The following is a 12,568-nucleotide window of genomic DNA, read 5'->3' on the forward strand; positions in this document are numbered from 1 at the left end:
CGCCCATTTCTACCAGTGCATCTTTGAGTTGTGCCAAACTCAAACTTCTAATATCTACCAATTTAATTGCTTTTTCCACGCTACAAAGATACGTCAAAAATTATTCCTTATCAATCGAATGGGAAGTTACTGATTATATCCCTGATTCGGATATGAAAGGTTGGATCCTTAATGACGAGAAATTTAATCGTGATAAGTAGGTGGTGAGATGGTGAAAAAAGCAACGAATTACGCAAACCGAGGGAAGCCTTTAGAAATCGCTATAGAAACTGCAAATGCACAATATGATGCTAGGGAAGTAGCATTGATTGATAAAGTAGCAACTCCAGTTAAGGTGAAGAAATTAGATCAGCGTGGGCAGATAGCAAGCGGTTGGTATGACCATAAAAGTACCGTAGATTATAAAGGAATAACAAATGGAGTATCCATCGCATTTGATGCGAAAAGCACAACAAATAAAACGAATTTTCCGCTACAAAATATAAAAAGTCACCAAGTAACATATTTACGGAAACACCAACAACAAAAAGGTATTAGCTTTATGTTAGTAGAGTTTTCGTTACATCAAGAACACTACATATTAATGTTTGACCAACTAGCAGAATGGTGGGCGGAAGCAGTGCAAGGAGGAAGAAAAAGTATTCCTTATCAATTCTTTGTAGAAAATTGCATCCGATGTGGACCAGGAAGAGGAATCGCATTAGATTACCTTGCTGCACTACCGCAAATTAACTAGGAGGTGCTCGCATGATCGCTGAAGGGGATAGAGTTTTTGTTGAAGATTTACTTTTTAATGGCTGGGGAACCGTAGATTTTGTAATACCGGGTGAAATGTTTGGGATTCAGTTAAGGATGGAGCAGCCGGACTCCGATGGACATTACATACAAAGAGTAGGAATGGAACATATAAAACAAAGTCCTCAAGAGGAAATGGCTGCCGCGCAAATTGATTTGCAAGATGAAGCTGTCGTAGTAGCAGAAAGCACAATCAATACTCTTAATTTAAAAATAGGACATAAGTACTTATTAAGTGCAAGTAAATATGCACATAGCCAATCCAGTAAAAATTGCTACGTGTACCGGGTAAGTGATGGGAAGTTTCTGGGATGCCATCCGAAAAGTAGTTTTATAACATGGCGGTGGTTTGATGGTGATGTTTCAGCGGTATTAGAGGAGGAAGCAGCATGTTCACCGCTGGTTTTAGTAGAAGTAGCACCTCAAATTGAAAAGGCCGAACAACTATCTCTATTTGATTTTTAAACCTGGTGAGATGGTGATGAAGTGAAGAATATAAAAATTAATCATAGAGGAGAGAAATTAACATGCAAGCAACAGGTATTGTAAGGAAAATTGATAACTTAGGGCGTTTTGTACTTCCTATTGAAATTCGTCGTGCACAAGATATTACAGATGGTGATTTAATTGAGGTTTATAGAAATGAAGATACAGTGGTTTTGAGAAAACAAAAATCAACTGGTATCGCAAGAAAAATAGATCATTTGGGACGTGTAGTAATACCAATAGAATTACGTCGTGTTTTAGAGATAGTTGAAGGTGATCCAGTAGAAGTGTTTGTTAATAAAGATGAAATTGTTTTAAGAAAATATAGAGTATCAAATGCATGTGCTGTTACGGGTGAAATTAGCTACGACAATATTTCTTTAGCAGGTGGAAAGGTGATATTAAGCCCGAAAGCCTTAAAAGGTATCGCAAAAGAAATGAAGCAATTAGGCCTAACAGTGTGAGCGGGTGAACTGTTATGAGTAAACAACTTAACATATTCGATGTTGAGCCGGAAATCGTACAGTTCGATATACGTAAGGCGCATGTGAAACAAACAAAAGGAAAAGTGAGTTTTGCAGATGTTGTAGCAAAAATACCTAAGAATGCTAAAGATGCAGATGAACTTCCTAAAAAAATCACTCCCGATGACAGGTTCGATTTATTTATGGATTATGTAACGGCACTATGGCGCTACAAACGATCTAAAGTGAAAAATTTTAGTTGGGAAGCAGCAGAAGAGTTGTGTAAGAAGATGCGTGACAGTGGTAAAGCAGTAAGGTTACGAATTTATTTTGATAGTGGATTTAAACCATTATTAGTAGAAAAATATTTGAGATAACGAGAGGAGAAAAGAAAATGAAAAAGTTCGAATTTAAACAAGAGGTTAAATGTAATTGTGGGTGTGATCGTATTGTAGGAATTGTAATTGGGGAAACGGGAGTACCTGGTATGTGGGCTGTAGCAGAGGAAAAAGGACTAGCTTTTGTAAATGAAAAAAACCTTGTTGCAGTGGAGAGTGAAGTGAAGGAAACGGCTGCAGAACTTGTAAAAATCCCGAAAGAAATTGCAGAGGTTTTAGATTTGAAAGGATACTCCAGTTCACCAAACGCCATGTGGGAGATATTAGACAAACAAGCTCATAAATTATTCAAAACAACTTGGCTGTTTGAAAAAGGTAACCTTATTAAGCTAGCTAGAGCAATTGAAGAAGGTTACGAAGTTGAGAGTCCTGTAATTCGAAAAGGCGATCACGTTGTTTTCGAAAATGAAAAAGTGAAATGGGTTGCTGAATGTTGTGGAGTGGAAGATAACAAGTTGCAATTTGATTACGCTATAGAATTCAAATTAGGGAAATACGATTATGACAATGGCGGCGAGGTACCGATGGATATGTTTGATGTTCGGCTTGCAACGTCAGAAGAGGTCAAAGAATTGAAACGTGCTGCATCATTTGTAAAAAATAACAGAAAATTCAATCTTTTTATGCCGTTTGACATGGCTACAGATACAAATGGTGCGTGGGTTCGAGTTGTGGAGCAATTGGATGTGAGTGGCGATGTGGTTGTTTTGTATGGAAATGAAGAGGATGGATATTTAGCTACTTCTCGACCTGCAGCAGAACTTAATCTCCAATATTTAGCGGAAGACAGAGTGAATCCGGAGGGCTAATGGACAAGCAGTGCATCATAGAGCTACTTATCGATAAAGGGATTTTTAAACAAGGGAAACGCCAACTCTGGGAATTGCATATTTCGGAGTTGGTACTTCTTTTAGAAGAAGCGGAATCGAAAAACAAGGGGATGAAAAGATGAGTGTACAGTATCGTTATCGGTTATCTATTCAATTAGAAGGTAAGAAGCACGAAATGGAGCTTGCTGCTCATTCAGAAGCACAAGCAGTGTCAATGTACTACAAGGAATTTAAGGAGAATAAAACACAAATGCTGTTCCCTGTTTTTAAAGAACTAGTGAAATGTGAAAATCTCGGCCTAGATAACTTGGAGCAGTTTTATGTAAAAGAAGCAAACTTTATAAGAATGTGCAAATACAGAAAAGTTGAGTTTGCTCGTATGGGAATGAGAGTACAGATAGCCGGGAAGATGGCCACAATTGTAGGGAATCATAAATCAGATTTGCTAGTTATATATGATGGGCTTTCATATGAATCAAAAGCAGATCCACGATGGGAAATTATTTATTTTGATGAAGCAGGAGCAATTATTAAGGATTACCGCAAGGAGAAGGGGGAATATGCGGTATGTATCCATTCATAATTGAATACGAACTTCCACCGATGGAAGGAACGCTCAGTGTTACTGAAAACGCAAAAGATGTGTATGAAGCGCGTTATATCGCCTGCAGTTTATTAATACCAGGAGCAAAAATTAAGAGTGTGAGGAGAGGGTAATATATGAACATTAATAGACTATTCGAAATGCAAGCAAAATTTGATGAAAGGGTGTTACAAGATAAGGTACTTACACGAGAAGAAACATTTAATTTACGTATATTAGCTTTTATCGATGAAGTGGCAGAGTGTATGAAAGAATGGCGAGTGTTCAAGTTTTGGAGTAATGATCGAAAACCAAGAACATTTAGTAGAGAAAGTTGTCCAGATTGTAAGGAAAAAGGGTATACAAGGGGGAACCCGCCTATCGATGAAAAGTTAGGTATCCATGGATTAGGGAACCATTGGTATTATTGCGAAAAATGCGCCGGATATTTAGTTATAGATAAAAACCCGCTACTCGAAGAATATGTAGATGGATTACATTTCGCTATAAGCCTTTGCATTGACATGGATGTGAAAATTACCCTTCCGGTTTCAATCCGATGTTGCGATGTAACGGAACAATTTTTAGAAATATATGCACTTGCTGTGAAATTAAAAGATGATCCAACCGCTTACAATGCGGATGTTTTGCTTAGTCATTATTTGGGGTTAGGAGAAATGTTAGGTTTCAAATTAGAAGAGATTGAGTGTGCGTATATAGAAAAGAACAAAGTTAATCATGATCGGCAGAACAACGGATACTAATACCATTTGAATTTTGTACAAAAGTGAGGGGATGGAATATGAAATCTGCATATGATTTTTATGTTACTCCAGAAGAATATGAAATAGCAGCTAAGCATGGAATTAGTCGTGATCTATTAAATCGTAGGATTAGAAATTCGGGTTGGGATAAAGAGGATGCGATGACTAAACCATCTATTCATAATGCAACAGGGTGGAAAAATGTAAAAGAAATAGCTTTAAAAAACGGAATTTCTCGAGCGACATATGCAGCTAGAATAAAAAGAAACTGGAGAATAATTGATGCGATAACGACACCTCCTATAGATAAATACCAAGCGTTAGAGTTAGCTGAGAAAGTTAATTCTAAATGTCAAAACAAAGTGTTAAATGATGAACAAATGAAAATAGCGTCATTAAACGGGATTTGCTATAGGTTGGCACGTGACAGAATAAAAAAGCAAAAATGGAGTGTAGAAGAGGCGATAACAACCCCTGTGTTAACAAGGGAAGAGTGCGCAAGAAAAGCTAAAGAATCCTCCTATTGGACTAAAATGCGTATATATTAAACCGAATAGTCGGTCTATTGATTTTAGATTTAAACACAATTGATTGGAGGGGACAAAATGGGCTGGGAAAAAATAATTGAGCAAAAGGAAATGACAACAAAAGAAAAGTTACAACTGATATGTGACGCTAGTTTGGTACAAGCGAAATCCGTATTAGTTGAAGCGAACAGTTTTGCTTGGATGGTTCGGACTATCAAGGAACTTAGCGAGGAGGAAAATAAGTGATTTATGAAGTCATTGATTATTGTGCTAAGTGTGAAGAAAAACTAGAAAACTGTGAATGTGAATGTAAGAAGTGTGATGAGTGGCTGCACGATTGTAGATGTGAAGAAACACAATAAAATCAGGGGGCATTGCATTGAGTGAAAATCAAGCTACTAAAGAAGCAAAGGCTGTTTTGAGGAGATTCTCAAGAGCAGAGCTTGAAGTGACAGCAGCTGAGTATATCAAATATGAAGCAATGAGAGGGAATCTATGCAAAATCAATCCATTGGACATAAAAACAATGACAGATAACCAACTTCGTAAATTTATATATGAGAGAGATTTTCCAGCTGAGAAATGGATACGATAACGCAATTTGGGTAGGGGGGATGAAGATATGGTTCTTTTGTACGATCCGAGAACTAATGTTTTATCGGAAACCACTTATGAATACCTGGTAGAACTCACAGGATTATCTATAAGTACTCTTATGAGTGCAAAATCAAGAGGTCGGAGAATTAGGAGTATCGGCTGCTACATTGTAAAAGATACTGTAACTGCACAGCAGCGGAAGGAATGGTACGCAAAAGAAATATTTGATAATGAAGTATGGAAACCGATTGAGGGTTCTGAAGGTAAGTTTCTTATTTCTAATTACGGACGGTTTAAGCGGATAGGAAAAAAGAAAACATGGTTTTTACTACCATTTCCAACCGGTAAGGGTTACTTAGGAATTAAAGTGAAATACAACGGTAAGTACAAAAGTTATAGCGTGGCAACATTGGTTGCTTTGCACTTTTTAGAAGCACCACAACCAGGAGAGGTATTACGTGTTAAAAATGGCATCAAAACAGATACTTTCGCTGGTAACCTTGAATATGTTTCAAAAGAAAAACGCGGGAAAATGACAGGAGGAAAATCGAAGGGAAAACCTGTTATTCAATTGGATATGAATACAAGAGAAGTTATTGATGAATTTAGATCAGCACGTGAAGCAGGCAGAAGATGTTTCCTTTCTTATCAAGCAGTCTTAGATAATTGTAATCATAAGTCTAGGACAAGTGGTGGATATATCTTCATGTTTGCTGAGGAATATGAACAGTTAGCAAACTAATAATAAAAAATCTTAATAGAAAGGTGAATAGGTATGAATAGATTAATAACAGTTGTTACAAAAGGTATTGGATCAATTAGAAAAGCAATCGTTAACTATATTTCAAAACCCAATGAAGTACAAGTAGCTGCTAGTACAGTAACTGTAAGTGGAACGGATGAAGAAAAGAAAATCCCAGGGAGAATTTCTTGGTTTACGGATCATCAAATAGAAGAATCTGATAAAGGTCCCATCAATATTCAGGCTCAGACTCATATTGATGGTGTTAAGCTGTTTCGTTCATTTTTAACAGCAGCACGCAAGCATTCTATTAATCGAAAATTATCCTATAACAAAAAGAAGACGCAGCGGCGTAATTGGAGTAAGTGGAAACGGAGAAATCGATAATGGTCCTTTTCTACAGAGGTACCAAGTCTACACGTCAATTAGGTCCGATGCGTTTTGCGAAAGATATAGATAGATTGCCTGGTAAGTTAATTGAGTACAAATTAAGCGAAGAAGAATTACAGGAAATAAAAAAAGAGCGGCCAACTCACACAAGAGAAGATTATGAGAGATTAATTGCAGCAGGACATAGCGCGAACAGTATTAGAGAAATGTGGGGATGGGACCACAGGCAATTAGAGTTATTTAAGAAACGATACGGTATTAGAGGGAAGTACAGCAGGACTACGTAAATAAAAAAATCGTAAGGGGAAGAGGTAAGCTGTATGAAATCAGGAGTGATTAATAAAAAGAGAAATAGAAAGAAAAAGAAACTTCAAAAGGAAACATTAACAGAACATGATCTTAAATACCTAATGGGTGCATATAAGCCGCGATATAGCGGTAAAACAATCAATGTAATTAGATAGAGAGTGAGAAAGGGGCAATATTAGAAATGAGCGTAAATGAAACTGGGAGAATAGGAAGAGTACGAAAAAAGAAATCAATTTCTTCTATGCTAAAGGAAATTGATAGAGATGCTACAAAGGAAGCGGTAGAGGCAGAATTATATCAATACAAAATGTATATGTACGAGATGGAAGAAGAGAATTTGCCCAAGATCACGCCAAATTTTAGTATTGCTCCACCAACATTTTCAAATGCATTTCATAGCAGCACAGAAGATACGGTCATTCGTAATATGGAAGAGAATGATAAACGTACAAAATTTATGGGTAGAATAATGCGTGCGGTAAATCGTTTAAGTAAACGGGAACGTACATTAATTGTGAAAAAATACCTCGACTTTGAGGATTACATAGATAAAGAGATCTACGAGGATTTCTTAGATGTATCAGAGCGTACATTTTATAATATTCAATCCGATGCATTTTATAAATTAGCCGTTAATTTACGAAAACTAAAGTATTTGAAGAAGGATGAAAGCACTCCAAATTAATGGGGTGTTTTTTATTTACAGTTTAAATGCAGAAAAATAGCAGAAAATATGCTTAAAGAATACATTACGAATGTGTTATTATGATATTGTAGAGAAAATAGCTTAAGAAGACGAACTGATTGTTATTGGGTTCCCTCCATAACCCTTGAGGATGTGGTGTTTTGTTTAACGGAACATTCACATGCCTCTCCATATATTCTTTATACGAGAATACGCTTAAAGAATATATGGAGGGTGCGTAACCCCGTACCCTCTACTCTATCTGCCCTTTATATTATGCGAGAAGTACAAAAACAGGTGAGGAGCTTCATAATGGAGCTCCTTTTCCAAAAAAATGATTTTGTATCCTATTGAGAGCGAGAACGTCCCCTTCTTGCTCTCAAATGTTACAAAATGCCATCTTGTACTATTTTAGAATGCTATTATGTTGGAGCGTCGGCTGATATAGTAGCAAGAAATCCCCTTCAGGCTTATGTATTAGAATTTGAAAGGTGTATTAACGTCGTATTATATGGATTAAAAATGGTGGTTGTTAATTAAATGAATTTGCAGTTCTTGATTTCAAAGCGTTAGGATATGATGCGAATTCATTTATGCTTTCACGGTTTTAATTTATAATAACTACTCACAAAGTTATTTCGTCGTTATTAACATTCCTGAATCATGATGATCTGCAACTAACGGAGAGGCTTTTGTCTCTCTTTGAGCTAATAGCCAGTTCTCTATTTGCTGAGTAGTAAAGTGCTATTGGTTCAAAGAGATATAAAATCTTAAAAGAATAATATGAGAAGAAAAGGAGCTCTTAATAATAGGGCTCTTTTTATGTTTTATAGGAGGATATGGAATGGAGATTAGAAAAGTACAAATAGACAAAATTAATCCTGCACCATATAATCCCCGAATTGATTTACAACCGGGAGATGCAGAATATGAAAAATTAAAGCAGTCAGTTGAGAAATTCGGATATGTACAACCGCTTGTATGGAATAAGCGTACAGGTAATTTAGTTGGAGGACACCAGCGCTTCAAAATCCTTGTAAATGAGCTGAAATTAGAAGAGGTAGAAGTTTCAGTAGTCGATTTGAGTGATACTGAGGAAAAAACCTTGAATATCACGCTTAATAAGGTAGAAGGCGAATGGGATGAATATAAGCTAGAGCAATTGCTACAAGATCTGTCAGAATCAGGAGCAAACTTGCAAATTACCGGATTTAATGAAGATGAACTTGCAGAGCTTCTAAAAAATGATGCCAATGCAATAGAAACGGAATTCGGTGAAACTAAAGTTCGTGAAAATCAGGAATTAAATTTAGACGATTATTCGGAAAATCAGTTCGATCATACTTGTCCTAAATGTGGATTCCATTTTAATTAAGAGGTGGAATAATGAAAAGAGAGTATGATTGGAAGTTAACGGATTTACAATTTGTTCCGAAGAATGGTCTAAATGTATTTAGTTGTTTTGCGTGTGGTGGTGGCTCTACTATGGGATATAAATTAGCAGGCTGCACAGTATTAGGAAATTGTGACATAGATCCTCAAATGGTTGCATTATATCAAAACAATCATAAGCCACGCTATTCGTATTGCATGGATATAAGAGAATTTAAAGATATCCCTAATGCTAAATTACCCGCAGAACTATTTAATTTAGATATATTGGATGGTTCGCCACCATGTTCTTCATTTTCTACTGCAGGTGTAAGAGAAGAAGCCTGGGGAGTTAAGAAATCTTTTCGAGAGGGTCAAGCGAAACAAGTATTAGATGATCTGTTCTTTGAGTTTATTGGAGTAGCAGAGAAGTTAAAACCAAAAGTTATTGTTGCAGAGAATGTAACAGGAATGATTATAGGGAAAGCGAAAGGGTACGTAAAAGAAGTTATCCAAGGTTTTCAGGATATTGGATATGATGTGCAGCTGTTTAAATTGAATGCAGCAACAATGGGTATTCCGCAAAGAAGAGAGCGGATATTTTTTATTGCACGTCAAAAAGAACTGAGTTTACCAGATCTACAATTATCCTTTAATGAAGTACCTATCCCGTATGGAGATATAAGGAGCGGAAAAGGTAATCCTATCAACCCTAAAACAAAGACATATCGCAGATGGTTAAAACGAATCCCTACAGATAAGAATATGGGGGATATTTCGAAACGTATTGAAGGAAAAGATAATAATTTTAACACGGTATTTGTAAAGAATCATGAGGTACCACCTACATTAACTGCTGGTGGGATAAATATTCGTTATGATGAACCGTTTCAAATATCTACTGCAGATATTGTTAAAATACAGTCATTCCCAAGAGATTATGATTTTGGCGATGCTAATCCTCAATATGTATGCGGAATGAGTGTTCCACCTGTAATGACTAAGAAAATAGCGGAACAAATCTATTTGCAATGGTTTAAAAATAAAGAGGAGTAAACGGTCGCGCCCGAATACTCCTCTTTTTCATATACAAAGGAACAATCCCTTGTAGAGATAGTGGATATTACGTGGCCACGTTTTTGGTTGACCACTATCTCGACTTCTATCATAAACAGAAGCGGGGATTGTTTCAATGAAAAACACTAAACATTTTAATTCAGAAGATACGGAGAAAGTATTGCTGCAATCGCAGTTAGAGCAGTATGAAGAAGAAAGTGAAAATCGTGAAAAATATAAAAAGGTAGTTCAATCTGCTATAGCTCATTGGTATAAGTGCTTACGTGATGGAAGTATAGAATTCAAATCAGTTAATGATTTAGAGAGACTTTTAGAATTGGAGCAGAAATTACGTAATGAGGATTTATAAGAAGAGGAGCAGAAATAAATGAAGTTAACTAAACTCGAACAAACAGTTGTTATTGGGACATTTATTTCAATGATAGGAGCAGAGAAAGTAACTGAACTAGTTGCTCCGGAGAAATTAGATCAAGTAATTTCAATTATAAATGAAATGGAAGACAATACCACTCCTAAACAAAAAAGGGAATCTGCTATGAGTGTTCTTGAGAAAGCGATAGACGATTTTTTAATAATGAGCACATAAAGAGTGGATATAAATCCGCTGAAAACACGGGAAACAAACTCAAACTCGAATTCTGGTGAGGAGGTGGTGAGATGAGAGATGGCTAGAAAGAGAGATCCTAGACGGGATCAAGCTAAAAAAATCTGGATTGATAACGAAAAAAGCGGTAACGAAAATAAATTAGTAGATATTGCAAAACAAATTGGAGTACCTGCTAATACCATTCGTAAATGGAAATCTCAAGATAATTGGGAAGAAGCATTAGAGGAAGAATTAAAAAAGAACGCTCCTAAATCAAAAGAGAACGCTCCTATTAGTAAAAGGAACGCTCCTAAATCGAAAGGCGCCCAACCAGGTAATAAAAATGCTGTAGGTAATAGGGGCGGTCCTGGTGCTAAACCGGGTAATAAAAATGCTGTAGGAAACAAGGGTGGCGCTGCTCCATTACGTAATGGGAACGCGGTGAAAACAGGAGAGTATCGTAGTTTGTGGCAAGATGCCTTAGATGAAGAAGAAAGGCAGCTGCTCCAAATTGAAGAAATAGATCCTATACAGGAACTTATCGATGCGATTCAGTTGTACACGTACCGTGAGATGTTCATCATGAAACGTATAAAGGCATTACGTGAAGGGTTAACGCCTGTTCAAAGGCGAATCGTAAAGGAGCGTACACCTGTAAAAAGACAGATACAAGTTGAGGATTTACCAAGTGGTGAATATAAAACGATGACTGTTAAAGAATTCGAAATGGTGGAGCAATCTATAGAAGAAACTGAAGGCGATCGAATAGCTGCGGTCTTAGCGCATGAAGATGCGTTGACGCGTATTCAAGATAAAAAGTTAAAAGCAGTCGAGAAATTAGATGCTTTAGCTAATACAACGCCGCGAAAATTAGAAATTGAAGAAAGAAAACTCGCTATTTTAGAAGAGAAGTGGGAAAAGGAAAAAGGCAGTGCAGGAAATCAACAACAACAAACGAAAGCTTGGGCAGGAAGTTTGGAAAATATATTTGCAAAAAGAAAAGCGAAAAGGGAAGAATCCTAATCGCTTAATCACGGTCCCTATACAATGCTTCAATGGCATTTTGTTTATCTTCTGGTCTAACGCTGCGATAACGAGTAATCATAGCAGGACTTTCATGACCAGTTAGGGTTTGTATAGTCTTATCATCGATACCAGCATCAACAAGATCAGTAACAAATGTATGCCTAAATTGGTGAGGATTCACACCGTATTTATTACAGATATGCTGAACCGTTCTTTTGCTAATGCGTGTTTGTCTGTTACTAAGGAATAGAGCGGCTGCTGTGCTCTCTCTAGTTTTTAAATAATCAGAGATAGCATAACGTGCTTCTTTATGTAATGGAATAATCCGTTCTTTATTTCCTTTACCTTGCCTAACACGGATGGTACCTTGTCTTTCAGAAAAACTAATATCATCTATATCGAGTGATACAATTTCTGCTACTCGAATTCCCGCATATACGCAGGTTAGAAGAATAGCTTTATCACGTTTGTTTCCGCTGCGGTCTACTTCTCTTAAAATACGCAGTACTTCTTTTCGTTCTAATGCAACAGGAGCTTCACGATATAAGTTAGGTGCTTTAACTATACGAATATCTTTAATGCAATCTGTTTTCTTAGCAAACTGAGAAAACGATCTAATTGCAGCATAATGGCCATTAACGGTAGATGCACTTTTCTTTTGTGAAGTTAGGTCATCTAAGTATTGTTGAACATCCGAACGAGAAAATTCATATAGATCAGTTTCGACTGCTCCTAGCCATTTTTCAAAGTGAAGCAGCTTGTAATGATAGCCGCGAATTGTTTCGGGGCTTTTTCCATGTTCTTTTTCGTGATTGATAAATGAATCTAGTATATGCATAAAAACACTCCTTTTAATTACACGCAATATTTTTTTGTAGATAAATGTAGGTATATGATTGGTAAACCTGCATTGTTATGTCAGCTATTATCTATATTAT

The 12,568-nt window shown here is 36.6% G+C and carries 21 protein-coding genes; 20 read left to right on the plus strand and 1 reads right to left on the minus strand.

Going from position 1 to position 12,568, the window contains the following annotated elements; translation table 11 throughout:
• The 20 genes from VJ786_RS15970 to terS all read left to right on the plus strand — a co-directional run.
• The coding region (locus VJ786_RS15970; RefSeq protein ID WP_336558025.1) for a hypothetical protein at positions 1-200 on the plus strand (200 nt) is incomplete at its 5' end.
• Between the two features lie 8 nt (positions 201-208).
• Complete coding sequence (locus VJ786_RS15975; protein ID WP_202283789.1) at positions 209-736, plus strand: Holliday junction resolvase RecU; 528 nt, start codon at positions 209-211, stop codon at positions 734-736.
• Between the two features lie 11 nt (positions 737-747).
• The gene (locus VJ786_RS15980; protein ID WP_202283788.1) at positions 748-1,260 is read left to right on the plus strand and encodes a hypothetical protein; all 513 of its coding nucleotides are present in this window, start codon (positions 748-750) and stop codon (positions 1,258-1,260) included.
• 62 nt (positions 1,261-1,322) lie between these two features.
• Complete coding sequence (locus tag VJ786_RS15985) at positions 1,323-1,745, plus strand: AbrB/MazE/SpoVT family DNA-binding domain-containing protein (protein ID WP_202283787.1); 423 nt, start codon at positions 1,323-1,325, stop codon at positions 1,743-1,745.
• Positions 1,746-1,759: 14 nt separating this feature from the next.
• The gene (locus tag VJ786_RS15990) at positions 1,760-2,122 is read left to right on the plus strand and encodes a cell division protein SepF (protein ID WP_202283786.1); all 363 of its coding nucleotides are present in this window, start codon (positions 1,760-1,762) and stop codon (positions 2,120-2,122) included.
• 17 nt (positions 2,123-2,139) lie between these two features.
• Positions 2,140-2,952, plus strand: a complete 813-nt coding sequence (locus tag VJ786_RS15995; protein WP_202283785.1) for a hypothetical protein — start codon at positions 2,140-2,142, stop codon at positions 2,950-2,952.
• Positions 2,952-3,095 carry a Fur-regulated basic protein FbpA gene (gene fbpA, locus VJ786_RS16620; RefSeq protein WP_000360606.1) on the plus strand — a complete coding sequence of 48 codons (144 nt, stop codon included), beginning with the start codon at positions 2,952-2,954 and terminating at the stop codon, positions 3,093-3,095. Before VJ786_RS15995 ends, fbpA begins: the two co-directional genes overlap by 1 nt.
• Positions 3,092-3,556, plus strand: a complete 465-nt coding sequence (locus VJ786_RS16000; protein WP_060757408.1) for a hypothetical protein — start codon at positions 3,092-3,094, stop codon at positions 3,554-3,556. Before fbpA ends, VJ786_RS16000 begins: the two co-directional genes overlap by 4 nt.
• A complete protein-coding gene (locus VJ786_RS16005) occupies positions 3,541-3,690 on the plus strand; it encodes a hypothetical protein (RefSeq protein ID WP_201026899.1) in 150 nt (49 codons plus the stop codon). The genes VJ786_RS16000 and VJ786_RS16005 overlap by 16 nt, the downstream gene beginning before the upstream one ends.
• A gap of 3 nt (positions 3,691-3,693) precedes the next feature.
• On the plus strand, positions 3,694-4,320 hold the full coding sequence (locus VJ786_RS16010) for a dUTP diphosphatase (protein ID WP_060757409.1): 627 nt from the start codon (positions 3,694-3,696) through the stop codon (positions 4,318-4,320).
• A 38-nt stretch (positions 4,321-4,358) separates the two neighbouring features.
• On the plus strand, positions 4,359-4,868 hold the full coding sequence (locus VJ786_RS16015; RefSeq protein ID WP_202283784.1) for a hypothetical protein: 510 nt from the start codon (positions 4,359-4,361) through the stop codon (positions 4,866-4,868).
• 358 nt (positions 4,869-5,226) lie between these two features.
• Positions 5,227-5,442: a hypothetical protein gene (locus VJ786_RS16020; RefSeq protein ID WP_202283782.1), complete on the plus strand. Its 216-nt coding sequence runs from the start codon at positions 5,227-5,229 to the stop codon at positions 5,440-5,442.
• A gap of 120 nt (positions 5,443-5,562) precedes the next feature.
• Positions 5,563-6,186, plus strand: a complete 624-nt coding sequence (locus VJ786_RS16025; RefSeq protein ID WP_336558026.1) for an NUMOD4 domain-containing protein — start codon at positions 5,563-5,565, stop codon at positions 6,184-6,186.
• A gap of 33 nt (positions 6,187-6,219) precedes the next feature.
• Positions 6,220-6,573 (plus strand): hypothetical protein, encoded by a 354-nt coding sequence (locus VJ786_RS16030; protein ID WP_202283780.1) that lies wholly within the window; start codon positions 6,220-6,222, stop codon positions 6,571-6,573.
• A 493-nt stretch (positions 6,574-7,066) separates the two neighbouring features.
• On the plus strand, positions 7,067-7,570 hold the full coding sequence (locus tag VJ786_RS16035; protein WP_202283779.1) for an ArpU family phage packaging/lysis transcriptional regulator: 504 nt from the start codon (positions 7,067-7,069) through the stop codon (positions 7,568-7,570).
• An 844-nt stretch (positions 7,571-8,414) separates the two neighbouring features.
• The gene (locus VJ786_RS16040) at positions 8,415-8,945 is read left to right on the plus strand and encodes a ParB N-terminal domain-containing protein (RefSeq protein WP_202283778.1); all 531 of its coding nucleotides are present in this window, start codon (positions 8,415-8,417) and stop codon (positions 8,943-8,945) included.
• 11 nt (positions 8,946-8,956) lie between these two features.
• A complete protein-coding gene (locus VJ786_RS16045) occupies positions 8,957-9,997 on the plus strand; it encodes a DNA cytosine methyltransferase (protein ID WP_202283777.1) in 1,041 nt (346 codons plus the stop codon).
• Between the two features lie 136 nt (positions 9,998-10,133).
• On the plus strand, positions 10,134-10,367 hold the full coding sequence (locus VJ786_RS16050; protein WP_000799156.1) for a hypothetical protein: 234 nt from the start codon (positions 10,134-10,136) through the stop codon (positions 10,365-10,367).
• A gap of 18 nt (positions 10,368-10,385) precedes the next feature.
• Positions 10,386-10,604 (plus strand): hypothetical protein, encoded by a 219-nt coding sequence (locus VJ786_RS16055; protein WP_202283776.1) that lies wholly within the window; start codon positions 10,386-10,388, stop codon positions 10,602-10,604.
• 78 nt (positions 10,605-10,682) lie between these two features.
• A complete protein-coding gene (gene terS / locus VJ786_RS16060) occupies positions 10,683-11,627 on the plus strand; it encodes a phage terminase small subunit (protein ID WP_202283775.1) in 945 nt (314 codons plus the stop codon).
• A 4-nt stretch (positions 11,628-11,631) separates the two neighbouring features.
• On the opposite strand, the gene VJ786_RS16065 is transcribed toward terS, so the two are convergent.
• Positions 11,632-12,468 (minus strand): tyrosine-type recombinase/integrase, encoded by an 837-nt coding sequence (locus tag VJ786_RS16065; RefSeq protein ID WP_000547740.1) that lies wholly within the window; start codon positions 12,466-12,468, stop codon positions 11,632-11,634.
• Positions 12,469-12,568 lie beyond the last annotated feature (100 nt).

The sequence above is a fragment of the Sphingobacterium tenebrionis genome (assembly GCF_037126265.1).
GTDB classification, from domain to species: domain Bacteria; phylum Bacteroidota; class Bacteroidia; order Sphingobacteriales; family Sphingobacteriaceae; genus Sphingobacterium; species Sphingobacterium tenebrionis.

Coding starts and splice junctions, on each gene's coding strand:
- VJ786_RS15975 (WP_202283789.1), top strand. CDS start 209: ATGGTGAAAAAAGCAACGAATTACGCAAACCGAGGGAAGCCTTTAGAA.
- VJ786_RS15980 (WP_202283788.1), top strand. CDS start 748: ATGATCGCTGAAGGGGATAGAGTTTTTGTTGAAGATTTACTTTTTAAT.
- VJ786_RS15985 (WP_202283787.1), top strand. CDS start 1,323: ATGCAAGCAACAGGTATTGTAAGGAAAATTGATAACTTAGGGCGTTTT.
- VJ786_RS15990 (WP_202283786.1), top strand. CDS start 1,760: ATGAGTAAACAACTTAACATATTCGATGTTGAGCCGGAAATCGTACAG.
- VJ786_RS15995 (WP_202283785.1), top strand. CDS start 2,140: ATGAAAAAGTTCGAATTTAAACAAGAGGTTAAATGTAATTGTGGGTGT.
- fbpA (WP_000360606.1), top strand. CDS start 2,952: ATGGACAAGCAGTGCATCATAGAGCTACTTATCGATAAAGGGATTTTT.
- VJ786_RS16000 (WP_060757408.1), top strand. CDS start 3,092: ATGAGTGTACAGTATCGTTATCGGTTATCTATTCAATTAGAAGGTAAG.
- VJ786_RS16005 (WP_201026899.1), top strand. CDS start 3,541: ATGTATCCATTCATAATTGAATACGAACTTCCACCGATGGAAGGAACG.
- VJ786_RS16010 (WP_060757409.1), top strand. CDS start 3,694: ATGAACATTAATAGACTATTCGAAATGCAAGCAAAATTTGATGAAAGG.
- VJ786_RS16015 (WP_202283784.1), top strand. CDS start 4,359: ATGAAATCTGCATATGATTTTTATGTTACTCCAGAAGAATATGAAATA.
- VJ786_RS16025 (WP_336558026.1), top strand. CDS start 5,563: ATGAGTGCAAAATCAAGAGGTCGGAGAATTAGGAGTATCGGCTGCTAC.
- VJ786_RS16030 (WP_202283780.1), top strand. CDS start 6,220: ATGAATAGATTAATAACAGTTGTTACAAAAGGTATTGGATCAATTAGA.
- VJ786_RS16035 (WP_202283779.1), top strand. CDS start 7,067: ATGAGCGTAAATGAAACTGGGAGAATAGGAAGAGTACGAAAAAAGAAA.
- VJ786_RS16040 (WP_202283778.1), top strand. CDS start 8,415: ATGGAGATTAGAAAAGTACAAATAGACAAAATTAATCCTGCACCATAT.
- VJ786_RS16045 (WP_202283777.1), top strand. CDS start 8,957: ATGAAAAGAGAGTATGATTGGAAGTTAACGGATTTACAATTTGTTCCG.
- VJ786_RS16050 (WP_000799156.1), top strand. CDS start 10,134: ATGAAAAACACTAAACATTTTAATTCAGAAGATACGGAGAAAGTATTG.
- VJ786_RS16055 (WP_202283776.1), top strand. CDS start 10,386: ATGAAGTTAACTAAACTCGAACAAACAGTTGTTATTGGGACATTTATT.
- terS (WP_202283775.1), top strand. CDS start 10,683: ATGGCTAGAAAGAGAGATCCTAGACGGGATCAAGCTAAAAAAATCTGG.
- VJ786_RS16065 (WP_000547740.1), bottom strand. CDS start 12,468: ATGCATATACTAGATTCATTTATCAATCACGAAAAAGAACATGGAAAA.